This window comes from Brevundimonas sp. DC300-4, assembly GCF_049897365.1.
In the GTDB taxonomy this organism is placed as follows: Bacteria; Pseudomonadota; Alphaproteobacteria; order Caulobacterales; family Caulobacteraceae; genus Brevundimonas.
The window spans coordinates 131144-153563 of sequence record NZ_JAFCWC010000003.1 but is presented as its reverse complement, the minus strand read 5'-3'; the positions used below and the strand labels follow the sequence as shown (position 1 = coordinate 153563).

The 22420-nt window shown below is 69.3% G+C and carries 22 protein-coding genes; 8 read left to right on the top strand and 14 right to left on the bottom strand.

Going from position 1 to position 22420, the window contains the following annotated elements:
- Positions 1–6: 6 nt before the first annotated feature.
- Positions 7–204: a helix-turn-helix transcriptional regulator gene (locus ACP7AZ_RS06470; RefSeq protein WP_426037209.1), complete on the bottom strand. Its 198-nt coding sequence runs from the start codon at positions 202–204 to the stop codon at positions 7–9.
- Entirely contained in the window at positions 201–605 is a 405-nt protein-coding gene (locus tag ACP7AZ_RS06465; RefSeq protein WP_303694155.1) for a hypothetical protein, read from the bottom strand. Before ACP7AZ_RS06465 ends, ACP7AZ_RS06470 begins: the two co-directional genes overlap by 4 nt.
- Positions 606–683: 78 nt before the next feature.
- On the opposite strand from ACP7AZ_RS06465, the gene ACP7AZ_RS06460 reads away from it, so the two are divergent.
- From ACP7AZ_RS06460 to ACP7AZ_RS06435, 6 genes are all read left to right on the top strand, one after another.
- Positions 684–1691: a fatty acid desaturase family protein gene (locus tag ACP7AZ_RS06460; RefSeq protein WP_426037207.1), complete on the top strand. Its 1008-nt coding sequence runs from the start codon at positions 684–686 to the stop codon at positions 1689–1691.
- Positions 1688–2338 carry a class I SAM-dependent methyltransferase gene (locus ACP7AZ_RS06455; protein ID WP_426037205.1) on the top strand — a complete coding sequence of 217 codons (651 nt, stop codon included), beginning with the start codon at positions 1688–1690 and terminating at the stop codon, positions 2336–2338. Before ACP7AZ_RS06460 ends, ACP7AZ_RS06455 begins: the two co-directional genes overlap by 4 nt.
- Positions 2339–2386: 48 nt before the next feature.
- Complete coding sequence (locus ACP7AZ_RS06450) at positions 2387–2752, top strand: hypothetical protein (RefSeq protein ID WP_426037203.1); 366 nt, start codon at positions 2387–2389, stop codon at positions 2750–2752.
- Between the two features lie 80 nt (positions 2753–2832).
- A complete protein-coding gene (ypfJ, locus tag ACP7AZ_RS06445) occupies positions 2833–3684 on the top strand; it encodes a KPN_02809 family neutral zinc metallopeptidase (RefSeq protein WP_426037201.1) in 852 nt (283 codons plus the stop codon).
- A 57-nt stretch (positions 3685–3741) separates the two neighbouring features.
- Positions 3742–4881 carry a glutamate 5-kinase gene (proB, locus tag ACP7AZ_RS06440; protein ID WP_426037728.1) on the top strand — a complete coding sequence of 380 codons (1140 nt, stop codon included), beginning with the start codon at positions 3742–3744 and terminating at the stop codon, positions 4879–4881.
- Positions 4878–6140 carry a glutamate-5-semialdehyde dehydrogenase gene (locus ACP7AZ_RS06435; protein WP_426037199.1) on the top strand — a complete coding sequence of 421 codons (1263 nt, stop codon included), beginning with the start codon at positions 4878–4880 and terminating at the stop codon, positions 6138–6140. Before proB ends, ACP7AZ_RS06435 begins: the two co-directional genes overlap by 4 nt.
- Here ACP7AZ_RS06435 and ACP7AZ_RS06430 read toward each other — a convergent pair.
- The 3 genes from ACP7AZ_RS06430 to ACP7AZ_RS06420 form a co-directional block, all read right to left on the bottom strand.
- Complete coding sequence (locus ACP7AZ_RS06430; protein WP_426037197.1) at positions 6137–7081, bottom strand: aspartyl protease family protein; 945 nt, start codon at positions 7079–7081, stop codon at positions 6137–6139. The genes ACP7AZ_RS06435 and ACP7AZ_RS06430 overlap by 4 nt on opposite strands.
- Before the next feature lie 502 nt (positions 7082–7583).
- Positions 7584–9077 (bottom strand): aldehyde dehydrogenase family protein, encoded by a 1494-nt coding sequence (locus ACP7AZ_RS06425; protein ID WP_426037195.1) that lies wholly within the window; start codon positions 9075–9077, stop codon positions 7584–7586.
- 82 nt (positions 9078–9159) lie between these two features.
- Positions 9160–9570: a hypothetical protein gene (locus ACP7AZ_RS06420; RefSeq protein ID WP_426037193.1), complete on the bottom strand. Its 411-nt coding sequence runs from the start codon at positions 9568–9570 to the stop codon at positions 9160–9162.
- A gap of 263 nt (positions 9571–9833) precedes the next feature.
- Between ACP7AZ_RS06420 and ACP7AZ_RS06415 the strand changes: the two genes are divergently transcribed.
- Positions 9834–10406 carry a hypothetical protein gene (locus ACP7AZ_RS06415; protein ID WP_426037191.1) on the top strand — a complete coding sequence of 191 codons (573 nt, stop codon included), beginning with the start codon at positions 9834–9836 and terminating at the stop codon, positions 10404–10406.
- A gap of 130 nt (positions 10407–10536) precedes the next feature.
- The gene (locus ACP7AZ_RS06410) at positions 10537–12969 is read left to right on the top strand and encodes a PAS domain-containing sensor histidine kinase (RefSeq protein WP_426037189.1); all 2433 of its coding nucleotides are present in this window, start codon (positions 10537–10539) and stop codon (positions 12967–12969) included.
- 16 nt (positions 12970–12985) lie between these two features.
- Here ACP7AZ_RS06410 and ACP7AZ_RS06405 read toward each other — a convergent pair whose 3' ends face one another.
- From ACP7AZ_RS06405 to ACP7AZ_RS06365, 9 genes are all read right to left on the bottom strand, one after another.
- Positions 12986–13504, bottom strand: coding sequence for a periplasmic heavy metal sensor (locus ACP7AZ_RS06405; protein WP_426037187.1), 519 nt, complete (start codon positions 13502–13504; stop codon positions 12986–12988).
- Entirely contained in the window at positions 13501–13938 is a 438-nt protein-coding gene (locus ACP7AZ_RS06400; RefSeq protein WP_426037185.1) for a hypothetical protein, read from the bottom strand. The genes ACP7AZ_RS06405 and ACP7AZ_RS06400 overlap by 4 nt, the downstream gene beginning before the upstream one ends.
- A complete protein-coding gene (locus tag ACP7AZ_RS06395; protein ID WP_426037183.1) occupies positions 13935–14522 on the bottom strand; it encodes an RNA polymerase sigma factor in 588 nt (195 codons plus the stop codon). The genes ACP7AZ_RS06400 and ACP7AZ_RS06395 overlap by 4 nt, the downstream gene beginning before the upstream one ends.
- A gap of 76 nt (positions 14523–14598) precedes the next feature.
- The gene (locus tag ACP7AZ_RS06390; RefSeq protein ID WP_426037181.1) at positions 14599–15204 is read right to left on the bottom strand and encodes an EF-hand domain-containing protein; all 606 of its coding nucleotides are present in this window, start codon (positions 15202–15204) and stop codon (positions 14599–14601) included.
- Positions 15205–15281: 77 nt separating this feature from the next.
- Positions 15282–18167, bottom strand: coding sequence for a bifunctional [glutamine synthetase] adenylyltransferase/[glutamine synthetase]-adenylyl-L-tyrosine phosphorylase (locus tag ACP7AZ_RS06385; RefSeq protein WP_426037179.1), 2886 nt, complete (start codon positions 18165–18167; stop codon positions 15282–15284).
- The gene (locus tag ACP7AZ_RS06380) at positions 18164–19576 is read right to left on the bottom strand and encodes a sensor histidine kinase (protein ID WP_426037177.1); all 1413 of its coding nucleotides are present in this window, start codon (positions 19574–19576) and stop codon (positions 18164–18166) included. Before ACP7AZ_RS06380 ends, ACP7AZ_RS06385 begins: the two co-directional genes overlap by 4 nt.
- Positions 19577–19583: 7 nt before the next feature.
- Complete coding sequence (locus tag ACP7AZ_RS06375) at positions 19584–19979, bottom strand: endonuclease domain-containing protein (protein ID WP_426037175.1); 396 nt, start codon at positions 19977–19979, stop codon at positions 19584–19586.
- Positions 19980–20051: 72 nt separating this feature from the next.
- Positions 20052–20723 carry a response regulator transcription factor gene (locus ACP7AZ_RS06370; RefSeq protein ID WP_426037173.1) on the bottom strand — a complete coding sequence of 224 codons (672 nt, stop codon included), beginning with the start codon at positions 20721–20723 and terminating at the stop codon, positions 20052–20054.
- An 86-nt stretch (positions 20724–20809) separates the two neighbouring features.
- Entirely contained in the window at positions 20810–22378 is a 1569-nt protein-coding gene (locus tag ACP7AZ_RS06365) for a trypsin-like peptidase domain-containing protein (RefSeq protein ID WP_426037171.1), read from the bottom strand.
- Positions 22379–22420 lie beyond the last annotated feature (42 nt).

Below are 22420 nucleotides of genomic sequence, written 5' to 3'. Positions count from 1 at the left end.
TATGCATTAGGCATGGGGATTGTCGAAGACGTCTTCCACCGCGCGTTCGAACAGGGCGGCGATGCGGTAGGCGAGGTCGAGGGACGGGTCGTGCTTTTCGGTCTCGAGCGCATTGACGGCCTGACGAGAGACTCCCAGCGCCTGACCCAGCTGTTCCTGGGTCCAGCCCTTGCCGGTGCGCAACTCGCGCAACGTGTTCTTCATCGGCCCGTGCTCTTCACGAACGGAGAGATCAGGCCGAACAGGCCCCAGAACAGCGGGTAGATCAGCCAGCCCGGCGCATGCCACGCGCCGCCGTAGCTCTCGGCAAAGCCCCAGCCGCTGAACAGGGCCATGGCCAGTCCGGAGGCGATGACGAAGCGTTTCGCGGTCAGGGCGCGCACGAACTCGTCGGCCTCGTTCATCAACGACAGGGTGGCCCAAAGCTGCCCCGCGATCGGCGCGGCGACGCACAGGCCCAGGACCACGCCAGCCGCCTTGCCGATGATCTCGTCGAAAGCGCCGAAGATGGCCGCCACATTGACCAGGACATAGCCGGTCATGAACATGTTGGTGCGGATCACATAGCGCTTATGCGCCGGATCCATTGTCTTCCACGAGGCCATGTGCGAACTCCTTTTGTAAGGCCCACCTTACACGATGATTTTGTCAGGTCAACATGACTTTTGTCAGGTGATGCTGACATGCATCGAGGCGGCTTGGTGGGCGCGCGGAGGCGGCCTATCATCACCGCCATGCCCGCCGCCCCGCGCATATCGCCCGCCGAGGTCTTCGCTCCCGACGCATGGGCGCCCTTCCAGGCGCGCTCGGCGTGGAAGGGGCCGCTGCTGGTCGTCCACTGCTGGGGCGTCATCGCCTTGGCCGTCCTGGCGGGGGTCTGGCAGCCGATCCTGATCCCGCTCTGCGTCATGATCATCGGCACGCGCCAGCTGGGTCTCGCCATCCTGATGCACGAGGCGGCGCACGGGGCGCTGGCGAAGACCCTGAAGCTCAATGATGTCCTCGGCCACTGGCTTTGCGCCGTGCCGATCGGAGCGTCGCTGGACGCCTATCGCCCCTACCACCTGTCACACCACCGCTTCGCGCAGCAGCCGGAAGACCCCGATCTGGTCCTGTCGGCGCCCTTCCCCGTCTCCGGCGACTCCCTGCGGCGCAAGATGATCCGCGACCTGACCGGCCAGACCTTCTTCAAGCAGCGGGTCCTGCTGCCGCTGGCCGTGCTGCGGAAGCGATCGGCGGCCGGGGAGGCCCATGACTATGACGCCATCGTCACCGGCCGCTCGGTCGCGCCCTTCCTGCTGGTCAATGCTGTGATGCTGGCAGGCTTCATCGTCGCCGGCGTCTGGTGGGCCTGGTTCGCCCTGTGGCTGCTGCCCATGGCGACCTGGTTCCCGCTGGTCACGCGCCTGCGCAACATCGCCGAACACGCCTGCGTCGAGGGCTCGGCGACCGATCCCTTCCGCGCCGCCCGCACGACCCGCGCGAGTTGGTGGGAGCGCGCCTTGATCGCCCCCTACTGGGTCAATTTCCACGCCGAGCATCATCTGTTCATGCACGTCGCCTGCTGGAACCTGCCGAGCCTGCACAAGGCGATCCGGGCGACCGGGCCCGGCGAGCGGATGGAGGTGGCGCCCGGCTATGTCAGCGTCCTGCGTCAGGCCGCGTCCGGACGGATCGCCGAGACCGCGTGACCATCACCGATCCCGCCGCCTTCATCCTGGCCAACACCCGGCTGCAGGCAGTGCCGCATGCGCCGGAGATCTCCCTGTGGCTGGCCGACGAGATCACCCCGATCTGGAAACTGACGGAGGAGGAACTGGGCGAGCTGGGCCTGCCGCCCCCGTTCTGGGCCTTCGCCTGGTCGGGCGGACAGGGGCTGGCGCGCTGGGTGCTGGATAACCCAGACACGTTCGCCGGCAAGACCGTCGTCGACTTCGCCACCGGATCGGGACTGGTCGGGGTGGCGGCGATGAAGGCGGGCGCGGCGAGCGTGCTGTGCGCCGATATCGACCCCTTCTGCGAAGCGGCGGTAAGGCTGAATGCCAAGGCCAACGGCGTGGCCCTGTCCTTCACCGACGCCAACCTGCTGGACGCGGCTCCGCCCGAGGTCGACATCCTCTGCGCCGGCGACGTCTGTTATGAAAAGCCGATGACCGAACGGGTCATGGCCTGGCTGAGACAGGCGCGATCACACGGATCGCAGGTCTTCATCGGCGATCCGCACCGGACCTATTTCCGCACCGACGGCCTGACCCATCTGGCCGAATACCAGGTGCCGACCACGCGCGAGCTGGAGGATTTCGCCATCAAGCGCAGTTCGGTCTTCTCGCTGGATTGATCGCGGCCACGCTTGGTCGAAACGGCGTCTGGCCCCATCTTGATGGACATGAAAGTCGCAGCCGTCATCCTGCTGTCCGTCCTGTCCGCCGGGACCGCGTCGGCGCAGGTGTATTCGCCTGGCCAGCCCTATATCGGCGACCCCATGGCCGATCGGCTGCGCGATCGGATGGAAACCCAGCGCCTTCAGTCCGAACAACAGGCCGCCTATGCTCGCCAGCAGCAGCTCAGCGCCCGCCTGACCGAGGCGGAAATCCGCGCCCAGCGCCAGCCGGAGCCCTATGTGCCTCTCGTCGATGTCCCAGCCTCGCCCGACGCCCAGCGGCGAGCGCGCGAAGCGGCCACGGCGCGCCGTGAAGCCGTCTCGTCCGGCGTGGGTCAGATCGACGACTGGCTGGCGCGTCAACCGCGATAGCGGGCGCCGCGACAGGATTGCATCCCTTCCCCTCCGGCTGCGTTCCGGCCTAGCTTGAGCGGGACATACGGGAGACGGCGATGCGTTGGCAGGGCGGACAGCGAGGCGGCGGGATCGAGGATCGCCGCGGCATGGGCGGCGGAGCCGTTGCGGGCGGAGGCATCGGCGTCGCCGTGCTGGCCCTGATCGGCTATTTCGTCTTCGGCATCGACCCCTCGACCACCACCCAGGTCGCCAGCCAGTTCGGGCAGGCGGGAACCTCGCAAGAGGGGGTCCAGGGTACGCCTGAGGATCAAGCCGGTCTGTTCGTCGATATCGTGGGCAAGAACATCAACGACGTCTGGGCGACGAAGCTCGAAGGCTACCGGCCGCCCGACAACATCGTCATCTATGAGCAAGGCACGCCCACGGGCTGTGGCTTCGGTCAGTCGGCGATGGGGCCATTCTACTGTCCGACCGATCGCCAGGTCTATCTGGACCTCGCCTTCTGGCAGGAAATGGAGACCCAGCTCGGGGCCTCCGGCGCCGACTTCGCGCGCGCCTATGTCCTGGCCCACGAGATCGGCCACCACGTCCAGACACTGACCGGGGCGTCTGAACAGGTTCAGCGGGCGCAGCAGAGCGCCTCTTCCGAGGCCGAGGGCAACCGCTATTCCGTGGCGCTGGAGCTCCAGGCCGACTGCTACGCCGGGGTCTGGGCCGCCAATGCGGCCTCCGTCTCCGGCGGCGAGGTCGCGGTCGAACAGGGCGACCTGGAGGAGGGCCTGCGCACTGCCTCGGCCATCGGCGACGACACCCTGCAGCGTCGCTCGGGCGGACAGGTCAGCCCGGAGAACTTCACCCACGGCTCGTCGGCCCAGCGAATGGAATGGCTGCAACGCGGCTATCAGACCGGCGATCCGGCGAGCTGCGATACGTTCCAAGGCCTCTAAAGGCCGCTTGTTGCATCGCACACGGCGCGGCATGGTCGCGCCGTGACCGCCCCTGCCCTGACCACACCCGAAGTCGCCTCCCCCGCCGCCAGCCTGCGCGCGGCGCGACGCATCGTGGTCAAGGTCGGGTCCTCGCTCGTGGTGGACCAGAAGGCCCCGGCGACCCTGTGGCTGGCCGGTCTGGCCGCTGATATCGCTGCGCTGCGGGCCCAGGGGCGACAGGTCGTGATCGTGTCGTCAGGGGCCGTCGCGCTCGGGCGCGGTCGGCTCGGGCTGGAGAAGAATGCACGGCTGGACGAGAAACAGGCCGCCGCCGCCGTCGGACAATCCCTGCTCATGCAGGCCTGGGAGGCGGCGCTGGCCGGGGCGGGCCTGACGCCCGGACAGGTCTTGCTGACCCGCGACGACACGGAACGCAGGCGGCGCTGGCTCAATGCGAGGGCGACGCTGGAGGCCCTGCTGAAGCTCGGCGTCGTGCCGGTGGTCAACGAAAACGACACCGTCGCCACGGAAGAGATCCGCTACGGCGACAACGACCGGCTGGCGGCGCGCACGGCCCAGCTGGTCCGGGCGGACCTGCTGATCCTGCTCTCGGACGTCGATGGTCTGTACACGGCCGATCCGCGTCGCGATCCGGCGGCCCGGCACCTGCCAATCATCGAGAGCCTCGGGCCCGAAATCCTCGCCATGGCGGGCGGGGCCAATGCCGCCGCCGCCGTGGGCACCGGCGGCATGGCGACCAAGCTGGAGGCGGCGCGCATCGCCCGGTCGGCCGGGTGCGCGACCCTGATCGTCTCGGGACTGGAGGCGCGGCCGCTGAGTGCGGTCGCCGCAGGCGCACGCGCCAGCCTGATCACCGCGACCGCCACACCCCTGCAAGCCTACAAGGCCTGGATCGCGGGCAGTCTGGAACCGGCAGGAGCGCTGACCGTCGACGACGGCGCGTCCCAGGCGCTGGCGAGCGGACGCAGCCTCCTCGCCTCAGGCGTCAAACACGTCGAGGGCCGGTTCGACCGGGGCGACTGCGTGCGCGTGATCGGGGCCGATGGCGGGGTGCTGGGCGTGGGGCTGGCTGCCTATGCCGCCGACGAGATGGACCGGATCCGGGGCCATCACTCCGGCGAGATCGAGGATCTGGTCGGCTACAAGGGACCGGGCGTGGCCATCCACCGCGACGACCTGGTGCTGCACAGATGAGCGATCTGGACATGGCGATGCGCGTGCGTGGACGGCGCGCACGGGCGGCGGCGGACGCTGTGCGACTGGCCCCGGCCGACACGCGGTCGGCGGCCCTGAGGGCCATATCGATGGCACTGAGGGCGCGAGCCGACGACATCCTGACGGCCAACGCCCGCGATATCGACCGGGCCCGGACGAATGGCATGGCCGAGGCGCAGATCGACCGGCTGGCCCTGAATCCCGCGCGCATCGAGGCCATGGCGACGGCGGTCGCCGAGGTCGCGACCTTTCCCGATCCGCTGGGCGTCGAGACCGTACGCTGGACCCGGCCGAACGGTCTCGACTTCGCCCGGGTGCGGACGCCGATCGGGGTGCTGGCCATCATCTACGAGAGCCGGCCCAATGTGACGGCCGATGCGGCGGCCCTGTGCATCCGTTCGGGCAATGTCGCCATCCTGCGCTGCGGGTCTGACTGTCTCAACAGTTCGCTGGCCATCCATGCAGCGGTTGTCGCGGGGCTCGCGGCGGCGGGATTGCCCGCGGACGCGGTTCAGTTGGTCGATACGCCAGACCGGGCGGCGGTGGGCGCGCTCCTGACGGGGCTGGAAGGCGCCATCGACCTCCTGATTCCGCGCGGCGGCAAGAGCCTGGTCGCCCGGGTGCAAGCCGAGGCGCGGGTTCCGGTGCTGGGCCATCTGGAGGGGATCAACCACACCTATCTGCACGTTTCGGCGGAGGTGGGGATGGCGCGCGACGTCGTGGTCAACGCCAAGATGCGGCGGGTGTCCGTGTGCGGATCGACGGAAACCCTGCTGGTTGATCGGGCGGGCGCGGCGCGGCTGTTGCCGCCGGTGGCCGAGGCGCTGATCGCAGCCGGTTGCGAGCTGCGAGGCGATGCGGAGGCCAGGGCGCTTGTGCCGCAGATGCGCTCTGCGACCGACGACGACTGGGGGCATGAATTCCTGGCGCCGATCCTGGCGGTCAGGATCGTCGAGGGGACGGACGCGGCGATCGAGCATATCCACACCCATGGCTCTGGCCATACCGACGCGATCGTGGCCGGGGACGAGGCGGCGGCGGCCGAATTCCTGAACCGCGTCGACAGCGCCATCGTGCTGTGGAACGCCTCGACCCAGTTCGCGGACGGGGGCGAGTTCGGCTTCGGCGGAGAGATCGGCATCTCGACCTCGCGCCTGCATGCGCGCGGGCCGGTCGGCGCCGAACAGCTGACCAGCTACAAATACGTTGTGCGCGGGACCGGCCAGACCCGACCCTAGCCGATGGTCAGGTCCAGCGGTCGCGAGGCGTGCAGACGACCCCCGCCGAGATCGAGCACCATCCGACGCCCCGCGAAGGCCTCCATCCCGACCAGGGCGGCGGGGAAGCCGGGCAGGGGCACGTCGGCATAGATGGGCGTGTCGGCGTCGCGATAGATCTGGTCGCCGACGGTGATGGTCCGTGACCGGACGATCTGCGAGTCGATCGACCCGCCGAGGACAATACTGCTCCCACGCTGCGACGGCCGACCGTCCAGCAGGCCCGCGCCCTCCGCCGCCTCTCGCGACAGGGCCAGCAGGGCCGAGGCGCCGGTATCGACCACGGCCTGGATCGTCGCGCCCTCGACGGTCACCTCGGTCGTCAGGGCGCCGCTCGCCTTCGACACCGGGATGGCGGCGACGTTGGTCGGCAGGACGTGGCCCTCACGCGGCAGGAACCGCATGCGGCGTTCCTCGGTGTCCAATTCCAGCACCGTCTCGCCCAGCAGGTCCTGACCGAGGATCAGCGGAGCCGAGAGGCCTTCGCCGACCGCCAGCGGCCCCAACGACAGGATGGCGGTGCGGAGCGCCTCGATCCGCATCGCACCGACCGCCACGTCCAGTGTCACCCCCCGCCCCATCTGGGCGCCGCCGCCGACTCCATAGGCGACCAGTGGAATATCGAAGGCCTGGGTCAGGCCCAGCCGCTGGAACAGGCTGCGGTCGATGACGGAATACTGGGCCCCGGAATCAACCAGGGCGCGGACCGGCTGGCCCGCGACGGTCACCCGTACGGTAGGCACCGAGGCGCGCCGTTCGTCATAGGGCAGCCAGCCGCTGTTTCCCTCCGGTCCGAAGGCGACGCCGGGATCGCGCCACAGCACATGGTCCCTCAGCCACCACGCCCCGCCGAGACCGGCGGCGACGAGCACGGCGCGGGTCAGGAGGGCGCGGCGATTCATTCCTTGACATTGGGGACGGGTTGCGGCGCTGTCGAGGCGCGACGGCGTCGCAATTCTCCTTCAGCGTCGCCGGAGGACGGTGCCCGGCCGACTCGGGAATTCAGAGTCCAGATCGTCCCTAGAGTCCGGCCGGCCCGGTCTTGAAAACCCCGTCCGAAGCGTCCGATGCGTTCGAAGCGTTCGCCCACGATGTTCCTCTCCGCGCGAAAGGGATCAGTATGGGGCCGTTTCAGGGGGTGATGGGTAAAAGGGCTCTCGTTAGACGCGGGTATTGATTTTAAGGGCCGATTCCGACGATCCGTTGATGGGTATGGGCTGTTTTCCCTCTCCCGGTGGGAGTGGGCTTGAGGCTCGCAGAGCGTTGGCGATGCATCTTGGCCGAAAGGGTGAGGGGCGTGCCCCCACCGGTTAGCGCCAGCCCCTCACCCTTTCGCGTTTCCAATCGCTGCGCTCCTGGACGCTCAAGCCCTCTCCCGCCGGGAGAGGGAAGCAGGCCCCTTCCTCACACCTCGAACCGCACGCCCTGGGCCAGCGGCAGGGCGGCGGAGAAATTCACGGTCTGGGTCTGGCGGCGCATATAGGCCTTCCAGGCGTCGGAGCCGGACTCACGGCCGCCGCCGGTCTCCTTCTCGCCGCCGAAGGCCCCGCCGATCTCGGCGCCCGAAGGGCCGATGTTGACGTTGGCTATGCCGCAGTCCGAGCCCCAGGCGGAGAGGAAGGCCTCGGCCTCGCGCACGCTGTCGGTGAAGACGCAGCTCGACAACCCTTGCGGCACCGCATTCTGCATCGCCACGGCCTCGTCGAACTCACGCCAGGTCAGGACGTAGAGGATGGGGACGAAGGTCTCATGCTGCACCACCGCGCTCTGGGCCGGCATGCGGACGATGGCGGGGCGGACATAGGCGCCATCGCGGGTTCCGCCGACGACGATCTGACCGCCCTGCTCCAAGGCTTGTTTCAGCGCGGCGTCGAAGCCCTTCGCCGCGTCATCGTCGATCAGCGGTCCGACGAGCACCCCGTCCTCGCGCGGATCGCCGATCGGCAGGGTGGCGTAGGCTCTGGCCAGGCGTTCGATCAGGGCGTCGGCGATATCCTCATGCACGAGCAGGCGACGCAGGGTCGTGCAGCGCTGACCGCAGGTGCCGACGGCGGAGAAGGCGATAGCGCGGACCGCCATGTCCATATCGGCGGACGGCGTGACGATCATGGCGTTGTTGCCGCCCAGTTCCAGCAGCGACCGCCCGAGCCGTCCGGCCACCGTCGTGGCGACGGCCTTGCCCATCCGGGTGGAACCGGTGGCTGAAACGAGCGCCACGCGCGGATCGGCGGCCAGAGCCTCGCCGACCTCGCGACCGCCGACCAGCAGCTGGACCAGACCGACGGGCGCATCGCCGAATCGGGCCAGGGCGCGCTGCATCACCGCATGGGTGGCGATGGCGGTCAGGGGCGTCTTCTCAGACGGCTTCCAGATCACCGGGTCGCCGCAGACCAGCGCCAGCGCCGCGTTCCAGGCCCAGACAGCGACCGGGAAGTTGAAGGCCGAAATCACGACGACCGGGCCTGCAGGCTGCCAGGTCTCGCGCATGTGGTGGCCGGGACGTTCGCTGGGCAGGGTCAGGCCGTAGAGTTGGCGCGAGAGACCGACGGCGAAGTCGCAGATGTCGATCATCTCCTGCACCTCGCCCAGACCCTCGGACGTGACCTTGCCGGCCTCGAGCGTGACCAGCATGGCGAGGTCGTCCTTCGACGCGCGCAGTTCCTCGCCCAGCAGCCGGACCAGCTCGCCGCGACGGGGCGCGGGGATGCGACGCCAGGCGTCAAAAGCGGCGGTGGCGGCGGCCAGGGCGGCCTCGAGCGCGGCGGCGTCGGCGACGCGAACGGGCGCTCCGGTCGAGCCGTCGATGGGCGAGCGGGTGGGCAGGCCGGAGGGATCGAAGGTCGCCTCGGAAACGCTGAGGCGGGTCAGGATGGCGTGGGCGTTCTGGGCTGCGGTCATGTCGGCGGCTTAGCCGCACGACCGGAAAAGCGAAAGGGCCGCCTCCTTTCGGAAGCGGCCCCTCGATCAGCTTGCGATCAGCTTACCAGCGGCGGCCGTCGCGGTCGCGGCGTTCGTCGCGCAGGTTACGCTCGATCCGGTCGAGGCGGTCCTGGAGATCGCGGCGCTCCCAGCGGCTCAGGCCGTCACGGCCGTAGCGCCACGCCAGCCGCTGGTACTCGTCCAGCTGCCAGCGCAGGTTCTGGGCCTCGCGACGGCTGATGCGGCCGTTGTAGGCGGCGCGATCAATACGCTGGGCGAGACGGGCCTGGTCGCCGTTCAGGCCGCCGCCGTTCCAGCCGCCATTGTAGCCGCCGCCGTGGTTCTGGCCGTAGCCGCCGCCACGGTCACCGTGGCCTCGGCCGTAGTCCTGGGCCAGCGTCGGGGTCGCGATCGCGACCGCCGACGCCGCCAGAAGCGAAAGCAGGGCTTTCTTCGTCAGGGCGGTCGTCATGATCTTCTTCCTTCATCTGGCCCGGGGTGGGCTGCGAGGTGAAGAAAACCACTCTGAAGCTGACACGCATCTGAGCCGGCTGTTGTGTAACAGACAGGTTGATGAACGGCCACGCTTGATGCCCGCGCTGAACGCGTCGGTCTGGTAGGTTCAGCGCGCGGCGGACTGAATTCCGTCGCATCTTCATCCCTGCTTCACCCTCTTGCGAAACCGGGCGTCAAGGGCTGATCCCGCAGGGTGGAGCGGAACGGGTGAGGACGACCATGGCGCGTGCGCAATTCCAGAAGGGCCAGAAGGTCTGGGTCGAGTGCGTGGGCGCGTGGGCCCAGATCGAAAAGGTCCAGCCCGTCTGGGCCAAAGGCTTCGAAGAACCGGTCAAGGTCACTTACGACGTCGGCCTCGGCCGCGAGTTCCAGGCCTCCGAACTGATGCTGCCGGCCGAGGACGAGGCCGGCGGCGCCCTGGGCGCATGGCGCATGCTGCGGGCGCGCAACAAGTGGCAGCTGGCCGAAGACGTGCCGCACCACCCCTATCCCGGCACCTATCCCGTCGTGGTCACCGATCCGGCGGACTGGGGCGGCTGGCGCGTGCCGGGCGCCGAGTACGACCGCGATCCGCAGCGGATCGAATTCCAGGCCCGCCTGATCGCCGCCGCGCCGCGCCTGATGGATCTGGCGCAAAAGCTGGTCGACACGGTCGCCGAAAGTCCTGAGGACGCCCCGCCGGAGACCCTGGCCCTGGCCCGTCAGGCGCGCGAGGTCCTCAAGTCCGTGACCGAGGCCCTGGCCCCCGCGCCCGAGGCCACCGCGCCCGCTGTTCGCGCGCACGCCGCCTAGAATACTTTCGTTAACCAAACCTCGACAGGATTCAGCGACGCAGCCTAGATTCCGAGCCGTCGTCGAATCGCCCAGCGCCTGACCCTGCCGCCCCGGCGGGGACCGCAGCGATCATGTCCGGGAGAGCGCCTTGCGGGGCACAGAGCGCCGCATTCAGCAGCCGGGGCGACGGTCGCAGGACCGTCCCGAAGGCTTGCCGACCTGGGGCCGGGTGCTGGTTCTCGCCCTCACGCTCGGCCTCGCCATCTATGTCGTCCTGTTCGCGCGGGAGAGTACGCGCCCCGCGCGCGAGGCGGCGGTGCTGAAGGCCGAGGTGCTGCATCGCGACTCCGACCTGGGAGCCGCACTGCTGGACGCCAAACTGGCCAGGGCCCACCTCGGGTTAAACGTTGCCGCCGAGGCCCTGAGAACGAATCCGAAACGTCCGCTGGATGCTCTGGAAGCCGCCCGGGCCGCCGCCCCGGCCAGTGCCTTCGCCGTGATCGACGCCGGCGGTGTCGCCACCGCGGCCGTCGGCGCGAGCCCGGCCGAGTTTCGCCCGCTGGCGGCCTCCGGGTCCACTGGGCCTCGGGCGACCCTCGATCGCTTCGCCCTTCTGTCGTTCGCCCCAGGGACCGGGGGTCTGGTGGCCCGCACGCCCGTCGCCGGCGCGACCGGCGAGCGCACCCTCGTCGTCTCGCCGACCGAGGGGCTCATCGCGGGCGCTGCCGGCACCTCACTGAAAGAGCGACTGGGCCTCGAGCTGTCGGCCCTGACCGCCTCGCAGACCGTCGTTCACGGTTCGCCCAGACCGAACGAAGCGGTACGGGCCACGGCATCCCCTGTGGGCGACACCGGCCTCAGCGTCGTCGCCTGGCGGCCGGACTCGACCGGGGCCGCCGCCATCATCAGCGACCTGTGGCTGTTGATCGCGCCGCTCGGCCTGGGGGTCCTGGTGCTGGGCCTCGCCTTGCTTCAGCGCTGGCGACAGGCGCGCGCGTCCAAGGCCTGGGCAGAGACGGAACATCGTTTCCGCGTCGCCGTCGAGGCGGCGCGTTGCGGCGTCTGGGAATGGGATCTGAACGCCGGCGAACTCGTGGTGTCGGACTTCATGGCGGAGTTGCTGGGCCTTCCCGCCGGCGGCGCGGTCAAGGCCGAGGACGTGATGGAGCGAATTCACCCTCGCTATCGCGATCTGGTCGAACACGCCCTGCGTCAGGCCGCGACCTTCGGCGCCTTCGAGGTGACCTTCCCCGTACCGCTGGCGACCGGCGGAGCCCGCTGGATCGACGCGCGCGGCCAGGCGCGCGGGTCGCGCGGCGAGGACGGCTTCAGCATCATCCTGGGCGTCGCCCTGGACATCACCGAGGCTCGCCGCGCCAAGGCCCAGGCCCAGGCCGCCGAGAACCGGCTGCGCGACGGCATCGAGAGCGTCTCTGACGCCTTCGTCCTGTTCGACAAGCACGGCCGGCTGATCCTGTGGAATCAGGCCTTCAAGGACGCATTCGGCTTCGCCGACGAGGCGGTGCGCAAGGGCGCCATGAAGGACGAGCTGAACCGTATCGCCGCCCTCGCCATCAAGGAGGAACGCCCCTCCGCCGAGGGTCGCGCCGGCGCTCGCGAGGTCGAACTGCATGACGGCCGGGTGCTGCAGCTGTCCGAGCGGTTTACCGGCGACGGCGGCACGGTCGTCACCGCCGCCGACGTGACCGCCATCCGACGCCAGGAACTGGAGCGCCAGCGCGCCGCCGACAGTCTGCGGATCACCGTCGACCAGTTGGAGTCCAGCCAGGAGAAACTCAGCCTCCTGGCGCGAAAATACGAGATCGCCATGACGCGGGCCGAGGCCGCCAACCAGGCCAAGTCCGAGTTCCTGGCCAACATGTCCCACGAACTGCGCACGCCGCTGAACGCGATCAACGGCTTCTCGGAGATCATGGCCGGCGAGATGTTCGGGCCGCTGGGGGACGCCAGATACAAGGGCTACGCCGCCGACATCCTGAAGTCCGGCCAGCACCTGCTCAGCCTGATCAACGATATCCTCGACATGGCCAAGATCGAGGCGGGCAAGATGACCCTGCACTACGAGCCCGTGTCCCTGACCGAGATCTGCGAGGACGCCATAAGGCTGATGCGCGGGAAGGCGCAGGACTCGGGCCTGATCCTGTCGCTGCAGGCGCATGATCTGCCCGAGATCGACGCCGACTATCGCGGACTGAAACAGGTGATGCTCAACCTGATCTCCAATGCGGTGAAGTTCACGCCGGAGGGCGGCGAGATCACCGTGTCGCTGGACACCCTGAACGCGGACCGGGTGCGGATCTCGGTGACAGACACCGGCATCGGCATCGCGGCCGAGGACCTGAAACGCCTGGCCCATCCCTTCGAACAGGTCGAGGGGCAGCATTCCAAGACGACACAAGGGACCGGCCTCGGCCTGTCCCTGACCAAGGCCCTGATCGAGCTCCACCAGGGGCAGATGCTGATGGAAAGCGAGCCCGGCGTCGGCACCACGGTCAGCTTCGACATCCCGATCAAACGCCCCGGCGCGCCGGTCGAACATATCCGGGCTCAAGCCGCCTGAGCCTGCTCATTGGACTCTAGCGCGGCGCGGGCTTGGTCCCCTCACGACCCTCGCCGTGACCGCCGTCTCCGCCGCCCTTGCCGCGACGGAGGATCTGGGCGAAGGCGGCGCGTTCGGCCGGCTCCAGCGTGCCGAGGATGGTCAATGTGTCGGCTTCCAGACGCCGGCGACCGCGAATCTCGGCCGCGCGGGACTGGTCCAGCAGTCGTTCCACGAGCACCGGATCATAGGGCTCGGCGGCGGCGGCGGCGATCGCCTGCCGACGCGCCGCGCGGGCCTGCTGGAAGTCGGGCCGGGCGGCGAGGCCGGCGTCCCGCAACGCCTGACGCACACGGCCGCGAACCTCGGGATCGAGCGCAGCGACCAGCTCGCGCGGCGAGGCGCGATACTCGTCCCCCGCCTTGCCGTCCATACGGCGTTCGATTCGATCCTGTCCCGTCAGGGCCGTGTAGGCGGCGGTCGCGGCAAACAGGTTCACCGCGACCGAGGCGGCCAGGGCGACGCCGAGAACGATGGCGAGGGTGCGCATGTTCATCCCAGCACCTCGGTCTCGTCGAAGCTCAACATGGCCTGGTCGAGCACGGCGTCGGCCTGGCTCTGCGCCGCCAGATGGCCGCCCAGATTGGCGCCGTAGACCACGCCTGCGCAGGCCGCGGCGGCCCAGCTCGCCCCCCCGATCCAAAGCAGCTTGCGTAGCGAAGGCCAACCGGCGCGCGCCTTCAGGTTCGCCGCTACGGCCGAGGCAAGGACACGATCCCGCAGATCCATGGACACGGCCGGATTGGGGGATGCGAAAAGGGCGGCGTCGGTCTGGCGCGCGTCGAACAGCGCACGTCCGGCCTCGAGCGGATGGGTTTCGATCCATGCGCGCGCGGCGTCGCGCACGCTCTCGGGCCAGCGACGGACATCGCCCCCATAGGCTGCGGCCAGTTCGCCGATGCGCGTCTCGTCCATGCCCTCGCGGGTCATCGTAGTGCTCCTTCGACCGCCGGCTCCGCGCCGGGGGCCAGATGCGCCAGCGTCTGCCTCAGGGTCCTGCGACCCCGCGACAGCAGGCTTTCCAGCGCCTCGATACTGACCGACATCAGGCCGGCGGCCTCGATATTGGTCAGTTCCTGATAATGACACAGCACAATGGCCTCGCGCTGGCGCTGCGGCAGGGCGATCAGGGCCCGATCCACCTGCGCGCCCAGCTGGGCCGTCATGATCCCGCGATCCGGGGCTGGCCCCTCGTCGGGCCGATCCGGAGAAATCTCGGTCGGAACCTCGCGTCGCCGACGCAGCCGATCGTAGCAGAGGTTAAGCGCCACCCGGTGCAGCCAGGTGTCGAACTTCGCCTTGCCCGGCGTCCAGCGCGGCGCCTGTTTCCAGGCTCTAAGCAGGGCTTCCTGCGCCACGTCCTCGGCCTCGGCCTCGGCAGGGTCGCCCAGAATCCGCTGCGCCAAGGCCAGCATGCGCGGGAGTTTCCGCGCCACCATGGCCTGAATGGCCGCCGGGTCGCCCTGACCCACGCGGCGCACCAGTTCCTCGTCGGGGTCGGCGACAGAGGCCAAACGGTCCCTTTCCGGGCGAGCAGACAGGCGGGCGAAGGGGCGGGACGGCCAGGGAAGTGCGACCGTCCCCACCCTCTTACTCCGAAGCGGGCGCCGAAGGCGACGCCCGGCGCGCGGCGCGACGCTCGTGGCGCTGCTCGCGCATGGCCTGGCGGGCCGCCGTGCGTTCCTCGGCCGTGATGAAGCCGTCATGGTTGGCGTCGACCCGGTCGAACCGGGCCGTCAGACGGGTCTGGACATCGGCGATGGCCAAGGGACCGCGCGCCTCGGAGCCACTACCCCGTGCGCCGCCGTGCCCCCGACCGCCGCGATGGCCGCGCATGCCGTGACGGGCCCCACCCTCTGCGCGGTCGCCGCGCATCTGGCGGGCAGCGGGGAACTCCTCGCGGCTGACGGCGCCATTGCCGTCCGTGTCGAGCGTCTCGAAGCGGGCGGAGACGCGCTGGTTTCGGCGCGTGTCCATGCCCGACCGGCGCTCCTCGGCGCTGATCGAACCGTCGCGGTTGGCGTCGATGGCGGTCAGGCCGGCGATCCGGCCGTCGACGAACTCGGCACGGCTGATCCGGCCGTCGCCGTCGGCGTCGCCACCGGCGCCCCGCGTCTGCGCCTGCTGGGCCATAGCAGCGCCGGCAGTCAGGACGGCCAGAGCGGCGGCGCCGGCGGCCAGGGTGGATTTCCTCATCTGTTCGTCTCCGAAAAGGACGGCCGCGCAAGCGTCCGCAAGACCCCCGTCTTGAAACTGTAACGGGCCAGTCCGGACTATCCGTCGCTCCGGGAGGGCAGCACCGTCTCGAACGCCCCCCGCGCGGCCTTGCGCACGCGCTCCAGCCGGAGGCGCAGGGCCGGGAAGTCCGCCTCCCCCGCCGCCTCGGCGAGGCGGGTCCGGAAGGTTTCCGACTCGGCCTCCGGATCGCCCTTGTCGTCAAAGGCGCAGGCGAGGAGCTGCGCAAGAGCCTGGTGCAGGACCCAGGCGTCCTTCAGCGGCGGATCCCTTTCCAGCTGATCCAGGATCGAGACGCTCAGACGTCCACCCTCGGCGGCCGTCTGCAACTGGCGGAACTGGCCAACGAACTCGGCGTCGACCAGCCCGCCGGGCACCAGCTTCAGGTCCCAGAAGCCCCTGGCCGGCCGCTCCCGGTCCATCAGGTCGCGCATGGCCCGCACGTCGCCGGCCGTGTCCACTCCGGGTCGCGGACGGCACAGCGCCGCCTCGATGGCCGCCGTCACCTCGGCGCCGAACCCCGGCTCGCTGGCCCAGGCGACGCGAGCCCGGGTCAGGGCCATGAATTCCCAGGTCGCAGCCTCGTCTGAATAATAGGTCTGGAACCCCGACAGCGGCACCGCCACGGGCCCCTTCGACCCTGAGGGCCTGAGCCGCATATCGACCTCGTAGAGCCCCCCCTCGGCCGTATGCGCCGACAGGGCCGAGATCAGTCTCTGGGTGAAGCGGACGTAGAAGACGTCAGGCGACCAACCCTTGGTGGCGGACACGGCGTCCGACGGCGCGCCGTATACGGTCATCAGGTCGAGGTCCGATCCCGCGGTCATCTCCCCGGACCCGGCCTTGCCCAGGGCGATGACAGCCACCGCGCCCGGCATCGCTCCGCCCAGCCGCTCGGTTTCCGTCAGGGCCGCCGATGACAGGGTGCGCATCACTGCGTCGGCGAGGTTGGTGAATCCCATGCCCGCCGCTTGCGGCCCCACCCGACCACTGAGGGTCTGCATGCCGATGCGGAAGGCCTGTTCGCGATGCAGGCGACGCACGGCGTTCATCGCCCCTTCGAAATCCCCGGCGGCGGTCGCCTCCTCCGCCATCTGATCGAAGAGGCCGGTGTTGACGCCGAGTTCGGTGTCGAACCGTGCGTCGAGCATCGAGTCCAGCGCCGCCGGATAGCGGCCGAGGGTCCGCGCCAGTCGAGGGGCGAAGGCCATGACGCCGACGATCCGCTTGAACAACTCGGGCTGGTTCAGGAACAGGGCCTGGACCTGAACCCCCGCCGACAAGCCCGCGAAGAAGACCGAGAACCGCTTGAAGGCGGCATCGGCCGCGCCGGTGCGGGCGAGGGCGGTCAGCAGGCGGGGGGCCAGTCGGGTGAACAGCTCGCGTCCCCGCACCGAACGCGTCGCCGGGATGCGGCCGTGGTGCCAGGAGCGGATGGTATCGGCGACCGCACCCGGATCGGAAAAGCCCATCCGTTCCAGGGTCGCCAGGGTCTCCGGGTCGTTGTCGACGCCGGTGAAGACGAGACTGCCGAACGGTGACGACAGCTCTTCCTCGCCCTCGAACAGGGCGCCGTAGCGACGGTTCACGCCGATCAGCACGGCCTCGACCCCGGCATCGAACGCAGCCAGGTCGCCCTGCCCCGCCAGGGCCGCGACGGCCGCGCGGCGCGCCGGATCGGCAGGCAGGATATGGGTCTGCTCGTCTTCGAGCATCTGCACCCGATGCTCGAGGCCCCGCAGTTCGACATAGGCCCCGGTCATCTCGGCGGCGACCTCGGCGGGCAGGTGCCCTTTCGCGACCAGGGCGGCGAGCGCATCGACCGTCCGTGAACTGCGCAGCGACGAATCGCGGCCGCCGAGGATCAGCTGCTGGGTCTGGGCGTAGAACTCGATCTCGCGAATGCCGCCGCGCCCCAGCTTCAGATTGGCGCCCGCCGCCTCCATCGCCTCGCCGGTCTTGTGGACGTGGATCTGGCGTTTGATCGACTGGATGTCGAGCACGGCCTGATAGTCGAGGCTGCGACGCCAGACGAAGGGGACCAGCGCCTTGAGGAACTCGGTCGCCGCACCGAAATCGCCGCAGATGGCGCGGGCCTTGATGAAGGCCGCCCGCTCCCAATTCTGACCGACGCTCTCGTAGTAATCCAGCGCCATGGGCACGGTGACGACCGGCGGGGTCGAGGAGGGATCTGGACGCAGCCGCAGATCGACGCGGAAGACATAGCCGTCGGCGGTGCGCTCGGACAGCAGGGACGCCACCCCCTGCGCCACCCGGTTCATCAGGCCTTGCGCCTCTGTGCCCTCGGCCAGCACCGGGGCCAGACGTTCGGGATCGAAGAACAGGCTGAGGTCGATGTCGGAGGAATAGTTCAGCTCGAACGCGCCGTGCTTGCCCATGGCGAGGCCGAACAGGCCGGGAATGGGGCCGCGTGTGTCGTCGGCTGCGGTCAGGAGCTTGCCGCGTCGACGCAGATCCTCGGCCACGCCGGACAGGGACGCCCGCGAGGCGACATCGGCGAACTTGCTCAGCGCGCCGGTGACCTGATCCAGATCCCAGACCCCGCCGAGATCGGCCAGGGCCGTCAGAAGATGCAGTTCCGCCTTCAACCCCCGCAACGGCGAGCGCATGTCGTCCGCTCCGCCGGTCAAGGCGATGGTGCGCGCGGCGATATCGTCAAGCCGAACCTCGGGCGCATCGGTCAGGATCGCGTGCAGCATCTCCGGCCACCGTCGCGCCAGACCGAACAGATAGGGCGAGGCGGCGAACACGGGCTGTAACGCCGGCCAGACAGTGTCCAGCAGCGTGCCCCAGCCGCCCTCCGCCGCGCTGCCGGACAACCGTTCGTGGGCACGGGCGGCCGCCTCCGCATCGGCCACCGGCCCGCAGGCCGCCAGTCGTTCGCCAAGGGGAGCCGAACTCATTCCTCGCTCGCGGGCGGCAGGACCAAGGCGACGCGCAGGCCCGGCCCGGACTCGCCATAGGCGCCGGGGCCCTCATCCAGCTGGATGCGGCCCATGTGCGCCTCCATGACTGCGCCCACCAGAGACAGGCCCAGGCCGGAGCCCGCCTCGGTGCGACTGTTGTCGAGGCGGACGAACCGCTCGATGACCCGGCCGCGATCCTCTTCCGGCACCCCCGGCCCGGTGTCGGTGACCGAGAATTCAATCTCGCCCGAGGACCGCCGGCGCGCGCGCAGCATGACCGCCCCGCCGACAGGCGTGTATTTGATGGCGTTGTCAATGACATTGGCCAGGGCCTGGGCCAGGAACGGCCGGGCGCCCTCGATCATCAGGCCGCGCTCGATCTCGGCCGAGAAGTCGAGCCCCTTGTCCTCGGCCGCCGGCTCGTACAGCTCGGCCATGTCGGCGGCCAGTTCGGCGGCGTCGAACACCGCAGCATCGGGTACGCGCCCGGCCGCGGCCTGAAGTCGGGCGATGGCGAGCACGGTGTTGAAGGTCTTGAGCAGGGTGTCGGCCTCGTCCAGCGCGACCTGAAGCGCGTCGACGCCGTCGACCCGCCCGCTCTCGGCGTCGATCAGGGCGACCTCCAGCCTGGCTCGCATGCGCGTCAGCGGCGACCTCAAATCGTGGGCGATGGCGTCGCCGGCGTGACGGATCGAGGCCATGGAGGCCTCCAGCCGGTCCAGCATTCCGTTCAGCCCCTGGCCCAGCTCGTCCAGTTCGTCGCCGGACCCCCGCACCGCCACCCGCGCTTTCAGGTCGCCGTCCTGCACGGAGCCGACGACGGCGTTCAGCCGACCCATGGAGCGTTCCAGATTGCGGCTGATCAGCAGACCTCCGCCGAGGCCGAGCAGCAGGACCATACCCATGGCCATCCACAGCGCCTGGGTCAGCCGGCCCAGATAGGCCTCGGTATCGCCCAGGGATTCCCCGACGATCAGCCCCTCGCCGCCCGCCAGCCGCACCTGGACGGCCCTCACCTGGGGCCGGATCACCCGACCGTCCGGATCGGTGTCGGTGATGGTGAAGGTGGTCCATTCCTCCGCACCCGGAGCCGCGTCGAACGGTGACACGTTGAGACTGCCGGTGCCGCGGGTCCCGTCCTTGTCGATCAGCTGGTAGACATAGGCGCTACGAGTCAGAGTCCTGTCGATCAGCGCGACATTCAGCGCATCGAGACCGCGGCTGTCATAGACGCCACGCAGGGTCTGCAACTCGCCCCGCACGTCAGCCTCTGCCCGCGCCTGGGCCTCCGAGGCCGAGGCGACATAGACATAGGCCAGGATGGCGCTGGCCGCCGCCGCGAACAGCACGAGGAACAGCAGCGTCAGCCGGAAGGGCGTGCGGCGGAAGAGGGAGGGGAGACGCATCAGGGAACTATTCTCCCTCCCCCTGCGGGGGAGGGTGGTCGGAGCGAAGCGGAGACCGGGTGGGGGCGGCAAGGCAGGCCGCACGCACCTCGTCGATCACATCGTTGAGCCGATCTCGCACCATCAGATTATCGTAGCGCAAAGTCAGCAGGCCTTCTCTGGCGAAAACAGCGTCTCGAACACGATCCTGACGCTGACGATCCTCGTTGTGATGTGAGCTCCCATCCACCTCGACGATCACCCCCCGCGCCCAGCAAAAGAAATCGAGATAGTAGCCCCGCATCGGACACTGCCGTCGAAAATGCAGACCTTCGGCTCGAAGCGAACGAAGGGCGACCCACAGACGAGCTTCCGCCGGTGTCAGGGCCTTCCGCATCTCGCGCGCCCGAGCGATGATCGCCATGTCGCCTGGCCCTCCCCACCCGGCCGCTTCGCGGCCACCCTCCCCCGAGGGGGAGGGAGAAAGCATTTCGGCTTAAGCCTCCAGCCGATACCCCGCCCCGCGCACCGTCTGCAGCATCGGCTTGTCGAAGCCCTTGTCGATCTTGGAGCGCAGGCGGCTGATGTGGACGTCGATGACATTGGTCTGGGGGTCGAAATGGTATTCCCACACCTTCTCCAGCAGCATGGTGCGGGTCACCGACTGGCCGGCGTGGCGCATCAGGAACTCCAGCAGCTGGAACTCGCGCGGCTGCAGGTCGATCTCCGAGGCCCCGCGATGCACGGTGCGGGCGATCAGGTTCATCTCCAGGTCGCCGACCTTGAGGACGGTCTGGACCCCGCCGGTCTCGCGCCGGCGCGACAGGGCCTCGACCCGGGCGATCAGCTCGGCGAAGGCGTAGGGCTTGACCAGATAGTCGTCGCCGCCGGCCTTCAGGCCCATGACGCGATCCTCGACCTCGCCCATGGCGGACAGGAACAGGACCGGCGTCTGGTCGCCGTCCTTGCGCAAAGTCTCGACCATGCCGATGCCGTCCAGGCGGGGCATCATCCGGTCGACCACATAGACGTCGTAGTCGCCCTTCTGCGCCTCCAGCAGCCCATAGGCGCCGTCGATGGCGTGACTGGCCACGTGACCCGCCTCGGCCAGACCGCGCACCATCGCCTGGGCCGCCTCGGCGTCGTCCTCGACCACAAGAATTTTCACAGGCCAGCCCCTCCGGAATCACAAACGCCGCCGACGGTAACCCATCGGCGGCGACTTAGGGAGTTAAGGCTTGTTCAGGCTGCGGACTACTCTGCGGCGGCGGCGGGCGTCGTCAGCGGCAGAACGACCGGGCGGTTGCCGTTCGACGTGCGGACCAGCAACACGATGCCCTCGCGACCCGCTTCCCTGACGCGCGCGATGGCGGCACGCAGATCGGCGGCGGTCCGAACCGGCCGCTGGTCCGCCAGAACGATGACCATGCCCGGCTCGAAGCCCATCCGACCCGCACGTGACGTCGGAGCGGCGGCGGTGATCACCAGACCGTTCAGCGTATCAGGCAGGCTGAAGCGGCTGCGCAGGGCCTCGCTTACCGGCGTGACGGTCATGCCTTCGACCACCTCGCCAGCGCTCGGGGCGGGGCGATCGGGGGCGCTTTCGGGCTCGCCCGAGTTCGCACCATTCTGTGCCGCCTGGATATCGGCCGGGCGCGTCCCTGAGCGGACGTTGATAACCTGATTCCGGCCCTCGCGAATGATCTCCAGGCGCAGGTTGTCGCCCGGAGCGGCCTGACCCACCGCACGGGTCAGCTCGGTCGATGAGGTGATCTTGCGCCCGTTAAGCGAGGTGACGATGTCGCCGATCTGCAGGCCGGCGCGATCGGCCGGGGCTCCGGCGGTGACGTCGACGATGTAGGCCGCCTCGAAATCGGCGGGGAATCCGTAGGCGGTGCGCTCATCATCAGTGATGGTGCTGATCGTAGCGCCCAGATAGCCCCGCTCGATGGCGCGACCGCTCATCAGACGATCCGTGACCGTCTTGGCGATGGAGGCCGGGATGGCGAAGCCGATGCCGACCGAGCCGCCCGTCGGAGAGAAGATCGCCGAGTTCACGCCGATCACCCGTCCATAGATGTCGAAGGTCGGGCCGCCCGAGTTGCCGCGGTTGATGGCGGCGTCGATCTGCAGATAGTCGGTGTAGGGCGTCGAACTGTCGCCGATCTCGCGGGCGCGGGCCGAGACGATGCCGGCCGTGGCCGTTCCGCCCAGGCTGAAGGGGTTGCCGACGGCGAGCACCCAGTCGCCGACGCGCGGCTCCGCGGCCTCCTCGAAGCTGACGAAGTTGAAGCCCGAGCCCTCGACCTTGACCACCGCCAGGTCGGTGTCGGCGTCGCGACCGACCAGCCGGGCAGGCAGTTCACGGCCGTCGGACATCCGCACCGTGATCTTCGTCGCATTGGCCACGACGTGGTTGTTGGTGACAATGAAACCGTCGCCCGAGATAAAGAAGCCGGAGCCGGCGCCCTGGGCGGTGGGCGCTTCCTCCTCCTCGCCGGGCTCCTGGGTCTCCGGCGCCTGGAAGCCGAAGCCGGGCAGGCCGGGAATGGGGATCATTCCGCCGCGCGGGCGTTCGATCGGGGTCTCGACGTCGATCTGGACCACGGCGGGCGCCACCTGGTCGAAGATGTCGGCGAAGCTCAGCGGGGCGCCCTGGGGCGGGGCGAAGGCGAGGCCCGAGGCTCCCGCGGAGGGGATCAGTCGGCCGCTCGCCTCTGCGGCATTGGCGCCCGGCCAGTCGATCACGCCTCCGGCAGTCGCGGCGGCGGCGAACACGAGGCCGACGGCGGCCCCCAGGATGAATTCCTTACGCTTCATCATCGGTGTGTTTTCGATCCTTCAATGGGCCCGGCCAGAAGACTG